The 13571-nt window shown below is 59.2% G+C and carries 15 protein-coding genes; 10 read left to right on the forward strand and 5 right to left on the reverse strand.

Going from position 1 to position 13571, the window contains the following annotated elements; translation table 11 throughout:
• Positions 1-57 precede the first annotated feature (57 nt).
• Together greA and GA0061100_RS02655 are read left to right on the forward strand one after the other, a co-directional pair.
• Positions 58-534 carry a transcription elongation factor GreA gene (gene greA, locus GA0061100_RS02650; RefSeq protein ID WP_075851048.1) on the forward strand — a complete coding sequence of 159 codons (477 nt, stop codon included), beginning with the start codon at positions 58-60 and terminating at the stop codon, positions 532-534.
• 6 nt (positions 535-540) lie between these two features.
• Positions 541-1620 carry a glycosyltransferase family 4 protein gene (locus tag GA0061100_RS02655; protein ID WP_075851861.1) on the forward strand — a complete coding sequence of 360 codons (1080 nt, stop codon included), beginning with the start codon at positions 541-543 and terminating at the stop codon, positions 1618-1620.
• A gap of 9 nt (positions 1621-1629) precedes the next feature.
• On the opposite strand, the gene GA0061100_RS02660 is transcribed toward GA0061100_RS02655, so the two are convergent.
• The 3 genes from GA0061100_RS02660 to GA0061100_RS02670 all read right to left on the reverse strand — a co-directional run bounded on the left by GA0061100_RS02660 (position 1630) and on the right by GA0061100_RS02670 (position 3988).
• The gene (locus GA0061100_RS02660; RefSeq protein WP_075851862.1) at positions 1630-2544 is read right to left on the reverse strand and encodes a glycosyltransferase family 92 protein; all 915 of its coding nucleotides are present in this window, start codon (positions 2542-2544) and stop codon (positions 1630-1632) included.
• 63 nt (positions 2545-2607) lie between these two features.
• On the reverse strand, positions 2608-3516 hold the full coding sequence (locus tag GA0061100_RS02665; protein ID WP_075851049.1) for a glycosyl transferase: 909 nt from the start codon (positions 3514-3516) through the stop codon (positions 2608-2610).
• Positions 3517-3520: 4 nt separating this feature from the next.
• Complete coding sequence (locus GA0061100_RS02670; protein ID WP_015340578.1) at positions 3521-3988, reverse strand: Lrp/AsnC family transcriptional regulator; 468 nt, start codon at positions 3986-3988, stop codon at positions 3521-3523.
• 238 nt (positions 3989-4226) lie between these two features.
• On the opposite strand from GA0061100_RS02670, the gene trxB reads away from it, so the two are divergent.
• The 5 genes from trxB (at position 4227) to GA0061100_RS02695 (ending at position 9308) form a co-directional block, all read left to right on the forward strand.
• Positions 4227-5201, forward strand: coding sequence for a thioredoxin-disulfide reductase (gene trxB, locus GA0061100_RS02675; RefSeq protein ID WP_075851050.1), 975 nt, complete (start codon positions 4227-4229; stop codon positions 5199-5201).
• 23 nt (positions 5202-5224) lie between these two features.
• On the forward strand, positions 5225-6121 hold the full coding sequence (locus GA0061100_RS02680; RefSeq protein ID WP_075851051.1) for a LysR family transcriptional regulator VtlR: 897 nt from the start codon (positions 5225-5227) through the stop codon (positions 6119-6121).
• Positions 6122-6685: 564 nt separating this feature from the next.
• A complete protein-coding gene (locus tag GA0061100_RS02685; RefSeq protein WP_075851052.1) occupies positions 6686-6979 on the forward strand; it encodes an ArsR/SmtB family transcription factor in 294 nt (97 codons plus the stop codon).
• Between the two features lie 2 nt (positions 6980-6981).
• Complete coding sequence (locus GA0061100_RS02690; RefSeq protein WP_075851053.1) at positions 6982-8148, forward strand: MFS transporter; 1167 nt, start codon at positions 6982-6984, stop codon at positions 8146-8148.
• 47 nt (positions 8149-8195) lie between these two features.
• Positions 8196-9308, forward strand: coding sequence for an alkene reductase (locus GA0061100_RS02695; protein ID WP_075851054.1), 1113 nt, complete (start codon positions 8196-8198; stop codon positions 9306-9308).
• A gap of 132 nt (positions 9309-9440) precedes the next feature.
• Here GA0061100_RS02695 and GA0061100_RS02700 read toward each other — a convergent pair whose 3' ends face one another.
• A complete protein-coding gene (locus tag GA0061100_RS02700) occupies positions 9441-10418 on the reverse strand; it encodes an SDR family oxidoreductase (protein ID WP_244557750.1) in 978 nt (325 codons plus the stop codon).
• 92 nt (positions 10419-10510) lie between these two features.
• Here GA0061100_RS02700 and GA0061100_RS02705 point away from each other — a divergent pair, with 92 nt between their 5' ends.
• On the forward strand, positions 10511-11425 hold the full coding sequence (locus GA0061100_RS02705; protein ID WP_075851056.1) for a LysR family transcriptional regulator: 915 nt from the start codon (positions 10511-10513) through the stop codon (positions 11423-11425).
• On the forward strand, positions 11422-11943 hold the full coding sequence (locus GA0061100_RS02710) for a GrpB family protein (RefSeq protein WP_075851057.1): 522 nt from the start codon (positions 11422-11424) through the stop codon (positions 11941-11943). Before GA0061100_RS02705 ends, GA0061100_RS02710 begins: the two co-directional genes overlap by 4 nt.
• On the opposite strand, the gene GA0061100_RS02715 is transcribed toward GA0061100_RS02710, so the two are convergent.
• Complete coding sequence (locus GA0061100_RS02715; protein ID WP_075851058.1) at positions 11940-12221, reverse strand: DUF2188 domain-containing protein; 282 nt, start codon at positions 12219-12221, stop codon at positions 11940-11942. The two genes, GA0061100_RS02710 and GA0061100_RS02715, sit on opposite strands and share 4 nt — an antisense overlap.
• 271 nt (positions 12222-12492) lie before the next feature.
• Between GA0061100_RS02715 and GA0061100_RS02720 the strand changes: the two genes are divergently transcribed.
• The gene (locus GA0061100_RS02720) at positions 12493-13554 is read left to right on the forward strand and encodes a calcium:cation antiporter (protein ID WP_425298666.1); all 1062 of its coding nucleotides are present in this window, start codon (positions 12493-12495) and stop codon (positions 13552-13554) included.
• The last annotated feature ends 17 nt before the right edge of the window (positions 13555-13571 follow it).

Genomic DNA, 13571 nt, shown 5'->3' on the forward strand with positions numbered 1-13571 from the left:
GACCTGTTTTCTTTTGTGTCTGCAGCAGAGCAACACAGGGAGTGAAGGACAAGAAAAATGGTTGAAAAGGTACCGATGACACAGAACGGGTTCGTCAAGCTGCAGGAAGAACTGCGCTGGCGTCAGCAGGAAGAGCGCCCGCGGATCATCGAGGCAATTGCGGAAGCACGCGCCCATGGCGACCTGTCCGAAAATGCCGAGTACCATGCAGCCAAGGAAGCTCAGAGCCACAACGAAGGCCGCATCACCGAGCTTGAAGACCTGACGGCGCGCGCCGAAGTCATCGACCTCACCAAGATGTCCGGCTCGAAGATCAAGTTCGGCGCTAAGGTGAAGCTTGTCGACGAAGATACAGAAGAAGAGAAGATCTACCAGATCGTCGGCGATCAGGAAGCCGATGTGAAGGCAGGCCGCATCTCCATCTCCTCCCCGATCGCCCGCGCCCTGATCGGCAAGGAAGTCGGCGATTCCATCGAGGTCAATGCCCCTGGCGGCGCCAAGGGCTACGAAATTCTCTCCATCACCTGGGGCTGATTGCCCGTGCGCGATCGCGAGTCAGCGCATGCGGGCGATCTCCGCGAGATCGAAATCATAGCAACGAATTTCAAACGCCGGCTTTCTGGCGTTACCTCGACGATCGTGCAGCTCATCCCCAAGCAGGTCGAGCTCGGTTACCATATCGCCACGCTCGGCCCCGGCCTGCCGGAGGACCTGCCGAGGCTCGGCTGGCGCCGGCTTCCCGGCCTTTGGACGAAGCCACGCCGCTATCGCGTGCGCATCTGGCACGCCCGCCGCAACAATGAAATGCTTGTCGGTCTGCTGCTGCGCTCCGTGCTGCGCATGCGCCTGAAGCTGGTCTTCACCTCGGCGGCCCAGCGCCGCCATACCGGTTATACGCGCTGGCTCATCCGCCGCATGGATTCCGTGATCGCCACCAGTACCCGCTCCGGCAGCTTTCTTGAAGTGCCGCACACCGTCATCCAGCACGGTGTCGACCTCAACAGCTTCCACCCGCCGGAAAAACCCGACGACCGCATGGCTGCAACCGGCCTGCCCGGCACCTATCTGATCGGCTGCTTCGGTCGCGTCCGCCATCAGAAGGGCACGGATCTATTCGTCAAGGCGATGATCGAGCTCCTGCCGCGCTATTCCGACTGGACCGCCGTCGTCTGCGGCCGCGTGACATCAGAGCATCGCGGCTTTGGCGAGCAACTGGAAAAAATGGTGGCAGATGCGGGCCTTACCGATCGCATCCGCTTCATGGGCGAAGTCGACGACATCAAGCCCTGGTACCGCCGCGCTACTCTCTATGTCGCCCCCTCCCGCAACGAGGGTTTCGGCCTGACGCCGCTCGAAGCCATGGCTTCGTGCACCGCCGTTGTCGCATCGGATGCGGGCGCCTATGCCGAGATGATCGTTCCGGGCGAAACCGGTGCCGTCGTGCCGGCAGGCGATGGCGAAGCCCTGACTAGGGCGATCGCCTTCTATCTCGCCAATCCAGAGGAAACGCTGCGCCAGGGTGAGAATGCCGTGCGCCATGTGCGCAGCGAGTTCGCGCTGGAAAAGGAAGCGAACGCCATCGGCGACGTCTACAAGCGGCTGCTCGTCGCCAACAAGTGAGCGGCTTGGTCAGCGACCGAGATCGATGCGGTTGCGCCCGATGAAATCGATCATCGAACGATCCTCCACCATATCTTCCTCGATGCTTTTGACGATGGACAGGACCTTGTCCCGATATTTCGTCGTACTGCTGTCATAGGCCCATCCCCGCGCCAGCTTCTCCATCAGTTCCTGCCGGGATTTCGTATAATAGTGGTTAAGCTGCAGGAAGCGGTTCGAATAGAACTCGGGCGACTTCCGCGCCCGCCGCGTAAACCGCTTCCCGGCGTCGTTGGCCGTCAGATCGCCGTACGCCCGTGTCTGGAACTGATGGACGCTGACTTCGCTCACCTCGCACGGATCGACGATACATTTGAAATTGCTGACATTTTCTTTCGTTGTCATCGGATCGGCGCCGCGCATCGTATAGTTCAGCGCCAAAGGCCCGTCTGGCGGCGTCTCATGACCGCTTGTGGCAAACATGTGCCAGGGCAGCGAGACATTCGGAAAATTGCCGACCGCCTCCAGCGCCTGCTCGACGGTCTTCGCATCCTTCGGAAGAAGGAACTCGTCGACATCGATGAACGCCATCCAGCGATAGTCGCCGCCGAAATTCAGGATCGCGTGGGCAAAAGTGATGACCTGACCGTTCAGCATCGCCGACGTCGCGGCATCGCGCATACGCCCAGCCCAGGGAATGATCGTCAACGCGTCTTCAGAGAGCAGGCTTCGAAGAAATGCGCAGGTCTCGTCCGTCGAACCGTTGTCATAGATATAGAAATGACGAATGCCGACCGCCTTGTGGAAGCGTACCCACTCCTCAATGTAGCGTGCTTCGTTCTTGACGCAGGTGGCGATGGCGATGCCGTGGCGCCCTGCCCTTGGTTCCGGCGGATCGATGGACAGCTTCTTGGCGTCGGACGCCTTGGGTTTCAGCCAGCGCATAAGCTTCATTCCATCAACCTTAATTTCAATCGGGCTCGCCGGTCCTGCCGGCTCCGGCAAAGATCAAGCCTGCGACTTCAATGCAAACCTGTCGTCGTAGCCAAAATCATATTTGCGCAACGCCGAAACGCGGGAATAGTTGACGAAGGAGACGCCGCGTTCAGCGGCGATCTGCCGCGCAAGCACCAGATGCTCGATGATACGCCCCTCGGCCCGGGCAATGCCGGAGAACGCCATCTCACTGGGAGTCTCATAAAAGCGGGGCTCGCCGGCATTGGATATATCGATCCCCAAGAAGCCGACCTGCTGCTGCGCACAATAAAGAGCAAATTGCAAAGCCGAGACGGCGACGGAGCCTCCAAGAAAGACCCCACGGTCCGGAGAAAGCGAAAAACCGGCCGAACCCTCGGCATCCAGCCTGACATATTGCAGCTTCTTGAGATCGTCGACCGAGCGGCGGCGCGCACCATAAGGCTTGCGGATATCATCGATCAGAATGATAGTCTTGTCCGCCAGCCAGCTTTTGTCGATCTCGCAAAGCGCGCGCAGCACCGCCACGGAAAACAGGCAAAGCGAGCCTGGAGCAACCTTCTCGCGCAGCATGTCGAGATGCCGCCAGACAAAACGCTCATCTTCGACAGCGATCGCCAATGGCTCGGCGATCCGATCTCCTGACAGGCCAATAGCCCCGTTCAGAAGAATCGCGCTGCGAAATTCGAGACCACTGAGATCGCAATCGCGAATTGATGGGCCTGAACCGACGATGTAAACCGCATCGCCGCAACGTTCGCGCAGACGGTCCATGCCAGCAAGGCTCGCAACCTTGATGCCCCGATAAAGCACTTCGCTGACATTCTGGCTGCGGACGATGCTGAGCCCCGGAAACCAGTCCTGCACATGAGCCCGCGAGCCACCCAAAAAAAGGCGCACGCCGGACTTGATCAGCGACCGATGCCAGGGGCGATCTGCCATTCGCCTAAAGCTCCACCAGGCCGAGCTTCTTGACTTGCCGGATGGTCAGCATGGTGCGCACGGTGTCCACATGTTCATTCGCCGTCAGAACCTCGATGACGAAATCCTGGAAACGCGTGAGGTTTTCCGCAACGCAGTGCAGCAGAAAATCGCTGTCGCCCGAAACCATCCATGCCTGCCGAACCAGCGGCCATGCCGAGGTTGCGCTGGCAAAAGCCTTGAGGTTCGCTTCCGACTGATGCTTCAGGCCGACCATGCAGAAAGCCACGAGATCGAAGCCCAGTTTCGGGCTGTTCAGCATGGCGTGATAACCTTCGATGACGCCAGCCTCTTCCAGCTTGCGCACGCGGCGCAGACATGGCGGTGCCGAAATGCCAACTCGGTCTGCGAGCTCGACGTTGGTCATGCGTCCGTCCCGCTGGAGTTCCCGCAGAATCTTGATATCGATGGCATCGAGCTCAGCGCGAAGCACTTTTTTGCCTTTCTTTAATTCCCCCTCGCCAGCTTCTATATAAGGCAGGAAAATACGCAAGAAAGTTTCTCTCGCGTAGTTGATTCTTACACAAAGCAGATTTGCTCTGTGTGTAATGCAAGGCTGCCCTTGAATAAATGCATAAGGCAATCATAAATGAAGCGGCAGATCGCGAAATCGCCTGCTTTGCGCGCTTGAAGCCGCGGTTTCCCAATCGCCGAAATTGAAAGGACTGACTATGCCTGCCCGCCACACAAAGGTGCTCATCATCGGTTCCGGCCCAGCCGGCTACACCGCCGCGGTTTATGCCGCGCGCGCGATGCTGCAGCCGGTTCTGATCGCTGGTCTCGAACAGGGCGGCCAGCTGATGATCACGACCGATGTCGAGAATTATCCGGGCTTTGCCGATCCGATCCAGGGACCATGGCTGATGGAGCAGATGCTTCAGCAGGCACAGCATGTCGGCGCCGAGATCGTCAACGACCTCGTGACCGAAGTCGATACCACCAAGCGTCCTTTCGTTGCCCATACCGATAGCGGACAGATCTGGACGGCCGACACCCTCATCATTGCGACCGGCGCCAAGGCGAAGTGGCTCGGCATCGAAAGCGAACAGCATTTTCAGGGCTTCGGCGTCTCCGCCTGCGCCACCTGCGACGGCTTCTTCTATCGCAACAAGGACGTCATCGTGGTCGGCGGCGGCAACAGCGCCGTCGAGGAAGCACTTTATCTCTCGAACATTGCCAAATCGGTAACTGTGGTGCATCGCCGCGATACTTTCCGTTCGGAAAAGATCCTGCAGGAACGCCTGTTCGCCAAGACAAACGTCAAGATCCTCTGGAATTCCGAGGTTGCCGAGATCACCGGCACGCCGGCCAAGCCGCCGATGCCGCCATCCGTTACCGGCGCCCGCCTTCGTGATGTTCGCACCGGCGCGATCACCGAAACGTCGATCGATGGTGTCTTCGTTGCCATCGGCCACGCGCCGGCGACTGAGCTCTTCAAGGGCAAGCTGAGGCTCAAGGATAATGGCTATCTCTGGACCGCTCCGGATTCGACCGCAACCAGCGTCGAAGGCATCTATGCCGCCGGTGACGTGACCGACGATACGTTCCGGCAGGCGATCACGGCAGCGGGAATGGGCTGCATGGCCGCACTTGAGGCGGAACGTTATCTGACCGGGCACATGCCCGTCGCCGTGGCTGCGGAGTGATGCAGCCGATGAGGGGAAACGGCATGCCATTGGACTGGGATAAGCTGCGTATCTTTCACGCGGCTGCCGAAGCGGGTTCGTTCACGCACGCGGCCGATAAGCTGCACTTGTCCCAATCAGCCATCAGTCGACAGGTCAGCGCTCTCGAGCAGGACGTCGGCATAAAACTCTTCCATCGCCATGCGCGCGGCCTCATCCTGACGGAACAGGGTGAGCTGCTTTATCGCACGGCCCATGACGTTCTCTTGAAGCTCGAGACGGTCAAGATGCAATTGACCGAGACGACCGACAAACCGAGCGGCAAGCTGCGTGTCACGACGACAGTCGGCCTCGGCCAGGGCTGGCTCACCGACAAGATCCAGGAATTCTTGCAGCTCTATCCCGATATGTCGATCCAGCTCATCCTCGATAACGAGGAGCTGGATGTGAACATGCGCCATGCGGATTGTGCCATCCGGCTGCGCCAGCCGCAGCAGTCGGATCTCATCCAACGCAAGCTCTTCACCGTGCATATGCACGTCTATGCAGCCCCCTCCTACATCAACCGCTACGGCGAGCCTCAGTCGGTGGAAGATCTGGACGAACATCGCATCATCAGCTTCGGCGAGCCGGCACCGAACTATCTGCTCGACGTCAACTGGCTGGAGATCGCCGGCCGATCATCCGACAACAAGCGCATGCCGCATCTGCAGATCAACAGCCAGACGTCGATTAAGCGCGCCTGCCTGCTCGGCATTGGGATCGCCGTGCTGCCGGATTATATCGTCGGCCGTGACCCTGGCCTCATTCAGCTGGCAATCAATGCAGACGTCCCATCCTTCGACACATACTTCTGCTATCCCGACGAAATGAAGAACGCGGCCAAGCTCAAGGTTTTTCGCGATTTTATCGTAGCGAAAGCCCGTAACTGGAATTTCTGACGAAGGTAAGTCACTGATAACGAACTCTTTTTATGGCTAGTATATCAGCCACGCATATGACGCATAGCTGATATGCACAAATGAGAGTTGAAGCCTGCACATTTAACTACCATATCGCACATAGCTGATGCACACGGTGGCTTTTCCTCCCAGTTCCACCGCATTGGCTGTTCCCCTCTGGAGGTTTTTGACCTTCATACCTATAGGGCCCTGGTTTACTCCGGCGGCCCTTTTTTTTGCCCTTTTGCCCCTGACGTTGCAAACGCATAACTGCCATGCACAAAAAAGCATTGCGCACTGCACAAATTAGCATCATAACGCACACAGCTGATGCACACGGTGGCTTTTCCTCCCAGTTCCACCGCATTGGCTGTTCCCCTCTGGAGGTTTTGACCTTCACACCTATAAGGGCCCTGGTTTATTCCGGTGGCCCTCTTTTTTTGCCCAATTTCTAACCACGCGCTCCGGCTGCCTTGCAGAAAATAATATCTTGCGCCGCCCTTGATATATCGAAAACAATCGATACATAAATCGAAATTATTCGATATTCATGCGGTGAACGCCATGGACAAGAACGAGATATTGAAAGCGCTGGCCAACCCGGCCCGGCTCGAAATCCTCAATCATCTGAAAGATCCATACGCCCATTTCCCGACTCAGGAACATCCTCTCGAGCTGGGCGTCTGTGCGAGCCAGTTCGAGCGCTGCGGCCTGTCGCAGTCGACCGTATCGGCCCATCTGAGCACGCTGCATCGCGCCGGCCTGGTGACGACGCGGCGCCTCGGCCAGTGGATTTTCTACAAGCGCAACGAGGAAACGATCGCCGAATTCCTCGCAGCCATGCAGAAGGAACTCTGAAGATGCCTCTTGCGCTTCTCGTACTCGCCCTCAGCTCCTTCGCTATCGGCACAACCGAATTCGTCATCATGGGGCTGCTGCCCGAAGTGGCTTCGGACCTTGCCGTGACGATTCCGCAGGCGGGCTGGCTCGTCACCGGCTATGCTCTGGCCGTCGCGATCGGCGCGCCGATCATGGCGGTCTCGACCGCGCATTTGCGCCGGCGCTCGGCACTCATCATGCTGATGGGTTTCTTCATTCTCGGCAATCTCCTTTGCGCCATCGCACCCAATTACTGGGTCCTGATGGTCGCCCGCATCGTCACTGCGCTTTGCCACGGTGCCTTCTTCGGCATCGGTTCGGTGGTCGCCGCCAGCCTGGTGCCGGAAGACCGCAAGGCCCGTGCGGTCGCTCTGATGTTCACCGGCCTGACACTCGCCAACGTGCTTGGCGTACCGCTCGGCACCGCGTTCGGCCAGGCTTTTGGCTGGCGCGCACCGTTCTGGATCGTCACGCTGCTCGGCGTCGCCTCGATCGCCGGTCTCATCGCCGTGCTGCCCAGGAATGAGGAGGCTCGCGAGGGCAGCCTTGGCCGCGAAATTGCAGCGCTACGTGGCCTTGGCCTCTGGCTGGCATTGCTGACGACCGTGTTCTTCTCGGCCGCCATGTTCGCGCTCTTCACCTACATCGCCCCGATGCTGCGTGATATCACCGGCGTGTCGCCGCAGACGGTAACCTGGACGCTGCTTTCGATTGGCGTCGGTCTGACGATCGGCAATCTGATCGGCGGCAAGCTGGCGGACTGGCGTCTTGGCACCACGCTTGCCGGCGTCTTCCTGGCGATCGCGGTGACCTCGGCGATCTTCAGCGTCACCATCCACTCGCTCATCGGTGCCGAGATCACGCTTTTCCTGTGGGCTGCCGCAGCTTTCGCAGCCGTGCCGGCACTACAGATCAATGTCGTCAACTTCGGCAAGGATGCCCCGAATCTCGTATCCACGATCAATATCGGCGCCTTCAACACCGGCAATGCGCTTGGCGCCTGGATCGGCGGCGTTGTCATCGACAAAGGCTTTTCTCTGGCTCAGGTACCGCTCGCCGGCTCGGCTATGGCAATCCTCGGCTTCCTGACCGTCTTGCTGACATTCGCGGCCGTACGTCCCAAGGGCGAAGCGCTCGCCTCATCCTGATACTTTCCCTCCCTCCTTCTCCTCCCCCAATATAGAAAGGACGACCCATGACCAAATTGTTCGAACCGACGAAGCTTGGCGATATCTCCCTTGCCAACCGCATCGTCATGGCGCCGCTCACGCGCAACCGCTCGCCAAATGCCGTGCCGAACGACCTGAATGTCAAGTATTACGCCCAGCGCGCCAGCGCAGGCCTCATCATCACCGAGGCAACGGCGATCACCCATCAGGGTCAGGGCTATGCCGACGTTCCCGGTCTTTACAGCAAGGAAGCGCTGGACGGCTGGAAGAAGGTGACTGATGCCGTGCATGCCAACGGCGGCAAGATCGTCGTGCAGATGTGGCATGTCGGCCGCATCTCTCACACGACTCTGCAGCCGAATGGCGGCAAGCCGGTCTCGTCGACCTCCAGGCGCGCTGAAAACTCAAAGACCTATCTGGTCAACAGCGACGGCACAGGCGCCTTTGCCGACGTCTCCGAGCCGCGTGCGCTCGAAACCTCGGAAATCCCCGGTATCATCGAGGATTACCGCAAGGCGGCTCGCGCCGCGATCGATGCCGGCTTTGACGGCGTGGAAATCCACGGTGCCAACGGCTATCTGATCGACCAGTTCCTGCGTGGCGATGTCAACGACCGCACCGACCAATATGGCGGCTCGATCGAAAACCGTGCCCGCTTCCTGTTCGAAGTGGTCGATGTTGTCACCAAGGAAGTCGGCGCCGGCCGCACCGCGATCCGCCTCTCGCCGGTAACGTCATCCGGCGATGCTAGCGATCCGGCTCCGCAGCAGCTCTTCACCTATGTCGTCGAAGGTTTGGCGAAGTACGGCCTCGCCTATATCCACGTCATCGAAGGCCAGACGGGCGGCAAGCGCGACTCCCTGCCCTTCGACTACGACGCCCTGCACGCAGCCTATAAGGCCGCAGGCGGCACGGCTGGCTGGATGGTCAACAATGCCTATACCCGCGAAATGGCGATCGAAGCCATCGAAAGCGGCAAGGCCGATGTCGTTGCCTTCGGCAAGCCGTTCATCTCAAATCCGGATTTCGTTCGCCGCCTGAGGGAAAACGCACCGCTCACCCAGTGGGACCAGGCGACGCTCTATGGCGGCGGCGCAAAGGGCTATGCCGATTATCCGACGCTCGACGAAGCAGCCTGATTCGGATCTTTCAGCCAGATTCTGATATCAGCAAGGAGCCCTCGCAACCTGGGTTGCGAGGGCTTTCCATATCGGCGTTTGAAATCGGTGAATAGGTCGGACTGACGAGGCAAGGGCTCAGCCGGGGCAAGCTTACGCGGCCTGCAGGCACCCGATCGAGGCCAGGCTGCTACGCACGGCCTCATCGATCGGCGTATGCGGCTCTTCTCCCAGCACGGCCAGCAGCTTGTCGTTGCGCATCTCAAGCGGTACGTCCCAAAGATAGCTCATTTCACGCAGTTCCCGCATCAACGTCACGAAGGGGGCCGCCAGCGGCACCATCCACCAGGGAAATGCCCTCACCTTCACCTTTTGTCCAAGCACGCGCTGCACGGCTTCGATCATCTGCCTGCCGTCGCCATCCCAGTGGCCGCGCATGTGATAGACTGCAAAGGCCGGCAGCTCGTCACCCTTCTCGATCAGCCGGATCATGGTCTCGGCGACATCGGGCAGATAGGCCCATTGGTGACCGACACCGCGCTTGCCCGGATAGGTCATGGAACTAATCGGCTTGCCCGGCGTCACCATCGCCTGCGAGAACCAGCTATTGGCGCGCGCACCGCCAAAGAAATCGCCGGCGCGAACGATGATAACCGGGGTATCGCCCTGCTCCGCAGCCGTCCGTAGACGCCGCTCCATCTGCACGCGGATGGCGCCCTTGCGGGTCTTCGGCCGTTGCGCGCTGTCCTCGGTCACATTCGGGAACACATCCGGACCGAAATTATAGACCGTGCCGGGCAGCACGATGCGGGCGCCGACGGCCTTGGCGGCGGCAATGGTATTATCGAGCATCGGCAGGACAACCTTGCCCCAATTGCGGTAGCCAGGAGGATTGACCGCATGCACGATGACATCGGCACCTTGCGCCGCCTTCAGAACATCCTCCGCCTGCATGGCATCGCCCTGAAACCAGTCGAATTCCGGTTGGCGGCGAGCCGCCTCGGCGGCATTGCGGTTCAGCGCCCGGATACGCCAGCCGCGAAGGGCGAGCCCGTCCGCGACAGCACCGCCGATGCCGCCGGTAGCGCCGAGTATCAGGGCCGTTTTGGTATTTTCTGTCTGGTTGCCCATGGTCATCCCCATCTGTTTCGATGGGCTGACTATGCTTCCAACTGTCTGTAAACGAAATTGCCGAAAAATCTGCACATGATATACATAAATGTATGGCATCATCATCTGAACCAAGCTGGGATTTCTATCGCACCTTTCTCGCCGTGCTGGAGCATGGCTCATTGTCGGCTGCTGCGCGTGAACTCGGTCTGACGCAGCCGACAATCGGCCGTCATATCGACGCATTGGAGCAATCGGTCGGCGCGGAGCTGTTCACACGTTCCCAACAGGGCCTCTTGCCGACCGATGCCGCGCTCGTTCTGAAACCCTATGCCGAAACACTGGCGAGCACGACCGCCGCCCTGTTGCGGGCAGCGTCCGGCTCCAGGGACAAGGTCAGCGGCACGGTGCGCATCAGTGCCAGCGAGGTCATCGGCACGGAAGTCCTGCCACCGATCCTTGCCAGGCTGCAGGCACGATACCCCGATCTGATCGTGGAGCTTTCGGCCTCCGATACGGTGGAAGATCTGCTACAGCGCGAGGCCGACATCGCCGTGCGCATGATCGCGCCGGCGCAAGAAGCATTGCTCGCCCGGCATATCGGCATCATCTCACTCGGCCTCTTCGCCCACCGCACCTATATCGAGCGGTATGGCAAACCGACAACGATCGAGGAATTGCATCGGCACAAGCTCATCGGCTTCGATCGTCAGACTGCCTATATACGCATGATGCAGAAGCGCTATCCGATGCTCGAAGGCACCTCCTTCAGTTTTCGCTCCGACCACAGTATCGCGCTTCACAATGCACTGCGCGCCGGCATCGGCATTGGCTTCCTTCAAATCCCCTTGGCAGGCCGCGATCTAAACCTCGTGCAGCTGTTGCCCGAGATCGAGGTGCAGATCGACACCTGGATCGTCATGCATGAAAACCTGAAGACATCGCCACGCTGCCGCGTGACATTCGATGCCCTGGTGACGGGATTGCTTGATTACACAAAGGAAAACAGCGCTAGGAACGGATCTTGAACACGGGAACAGCGGTGGAATTAGTGCCGTACGACCCACGATGGCCGGAAGATTACGAACGCATCCGCGAAAAGCTCGAACGATTGCTGGCGCCCTACATCGTGACGATCGAGCATATCGGCAGCACATCCATTCCCGGCATCGCCGCAAAACCGCTCATCGACATCGACATTATCCTGCGCGGCTCAGCCGACGTCCCTGCGGCGACACAGATTCTTCTGGAGGAGCATTACGAACCCCGCGGTAATCGCTATGATGACGACGTATGGGCTTTCATGCGGCGGGACGGCAGACCGCCGGAGCGCATCTATCTCTGCCCACCCAACAACCGGACACACGAGCGCAGGGTGATCTTCCGCGATTATCTTCGGACACATCCGGCAGAGGCGTCTGCCTATGCCGCGCTGAAACTGGAGCTCGCCGAGATCCATCGGCATGATGGCGATCGCTACACCGCCGAGAAACGTCACTTCGTCGACGCGATCATAGAAAAGGCATCAGACAAACCGAAGGACTAAGCGCCAGGGGCAGTATCGACCGGCGGAAAATGCATCTGGCCATCGATGACTTCCGTTTCCGGGCGGTCACCGCCATCGGCATATTCCTCATGCCATTTGCCACTCTCGTCCTGCCAGCTGATTTCGGCTGAATCCCCACCGATTTGCTGCTCAGCCGCAACGATGCGCGCGGCCTCCACAGCTTCGGAATGCGTCGGAAACGCCTCCGAATAAACATCGCGGAAACGATAGGCCCATCCACCGTCATGTGGCACGATTTCGTAAACGACCTTGATCATTCAGACCCTCCTTCTCATCTGCCAAGACCTTCGAACCGGACGTTGCCGACAGGATCGCGTGCATCTGAGACGGGTTCGAGGATGCCGCGGCATTGTGGTTGGGCAGACCTATCCGCGCAGTATTTCATTAAACTGCGTTAACTGCAAATTTCGCCCTCTTCCCCGCAAGCTTGATGTGCGAAATCCTTGCTTTAGAGTGCAACCGTGAATCGGCGCAAAGGTGGGGAAAGTGATCACAGCGAAGTGGTTTAAGCAGGAGAAAAACCTGTTGGTGGCATTGGCAATTGCCGTTGTCGCCTATATCGGCGAGCATTCCGTACTGGAAATGGGCCAAGGCGCGGCGATGCTGGCAGCCGCGGCATTGATCGCAACGATTGTACTGGCCTCCATGCGCGTCGCCCATCATGCCGAAACCCTTGCCGTCAAGGTCGGCGATCCCTACGGCACGATGATCCTCACTCTTTCGGCCGTTGCGGTCGAGGTCATCATGCTCGCCATCATGATGAGCGGCGAGAGTTCGCCGACATTGGTGCGCGACACGATCTACGCCGCCGTCATGCTGGATATCAACGGCATCCTCGGCCTCGCCGCCCTTCTCGGCGGGCTAAAGCATGGCGAACAGCCCTATAATGACGATTCCAGCCGGACCTATGGCGTGATGATCCTGACTGCCATGGGCATTTCGATGATCGTGCCGGAGTTCATCCCCGACGCGAAATGGCACTATTATTCCGCCTTCACCATCGCCGCGATGATCGCGCTTTACGCTCTTTTCCTGCGCATGCAGGTCGGCCGGCACAGCTATTTCTTCAGCTACAGCTATCCGCGCACGGAAAAGAAACTCGCAGTCGCCGATGCTGAAGAGCATCACGAAGAGGAATCCACGACGACGTCGATCGTGACAATCCTGATCGGCGTCGTCCTGATCGGCGTGCTGGCGGAATTCATGTCTGCTTTCATGGATACCGGCCTAAAGGGCACCGGCGCACCGCCCGCCATCGCGGCCATCGTCGTCGCCGCCATCTCGGCAGCACCGGAAATTCTGACGGCACTGCGCGCAGCCCTCAGAAACCGCATGCAGGCGACAGTCAATATCGCCCTGGGCGCGTCTCTTTCGACCGTTATCCTGACGGTGCCCGTCATGGAGGCGATCGCGCTCTATACCGGCCAGCCCTTCATCATGGCCATGTCGCCGGTACAGACGGTCATGGTGATGATCACGCTGATCGTCGCCGCCATCAACCTCAACGACGGCGAAACCAACGCCATCGAAGGCATGACCCATTTCATCCTGTTCGCCACCTTCATCATGCTGACGGCACTCGGTCTTTGATCCCGATTTCAAGGACT

The sequence above is a fragment of the Martinezella hainanensis genome (genome assembly GCF_900094555.1).
Lineage (GTDB): Bacteria > Pseudomonadota > Alphaproteobacteria > Rhizobiales > Rhizobiaceae > Rhizobium > Rhizobium hainanense.

What these genes read in the sequence shown, in the direction of transcription:
- greA (WP_075851048.1), top strand. Translation starts at nt 58, where the DNA reads ATGGTTGAAAAGGTACCGATGACACAGAACGGGTTCGTCAAGCTGCAG.
- GA0061100_RS02660 (WP_075851862.1), bottom strand. Translation starts at nt 2,544, where the DNA reads ATGCGCTGGCTGAAACCCAAGGCGTCCGACGCCAAGAAGCTGTCCATC.
- GA0061100_RS02665 (WP_075851049.1), bottom strand. Translation starts at nt 3,516, where the DNA reads ATGGCAGATCGCCCCTGGCATCGGTCGCTGATCAAGTCCGGCGTGCGC.
- trxB (WP_075851050.1), top strand. Translation starts at nt 4,227, where the DNA reads ATGCCTGCCCGCCACACAAAGGTGCTCATCATCGGTTCCGGCCCAGCC.
- GA0061100_RS02680 (WP_075851051.1), top strand. Translation starts at nt 5,225, where the DNA reads ATGCCATTGGACTGGGATAAGCTGCGTATCTTTCACGCGGCTGCCGAA.
- GA0061100_RS02685 (WP_075851052.1), top strand. Translation starts at nt 6,686, where the DNA reads ATGGACAAGAACGAGATATTGAAAGCGCTGGCCAACCCGGCCCGGCTC.
- GA0061100_RS02690 (WP_075851053.1), top strand. Translation starts at nt 6,982, where the DNA reads ATGCCTCTTGCGCTTCTCGTACTCGCCCTCAGCTCCTTCGCTATCGGC.
- GA0061100_RS02695 (WP_075851054.1), top strand. Translation starts at nt 8,196, where the DNA reads ATGACCAAATTGTTCGAACCGACGAAGCTTGGCGATATCTCCCTTGCC.
- GA0061100_RS02700 (WP_244557750.1), bottom strand. Translation starts at nt 10,418, where the DNA reads ATGGGCAACCAGACAGAAAATACCAAAACGGCCCTGATACTCGGCGCT.
- GA0061100_RS02705 (WP_075851056.1), top strand. Translation starts at nt 10,511, where the DNA reads ATGGCATCATCATCTGAACCAAGCTGGGATTTCTATCGCACCTTTCTC.
- GA0061100_RS02715 (WP_075851058.1), bottom strand. Translation starts at nt 12,221, where the DNA reads ATGATCAAGGTCGTTTACGAAATCGTGCCACATGACGGTGGATGGGCC.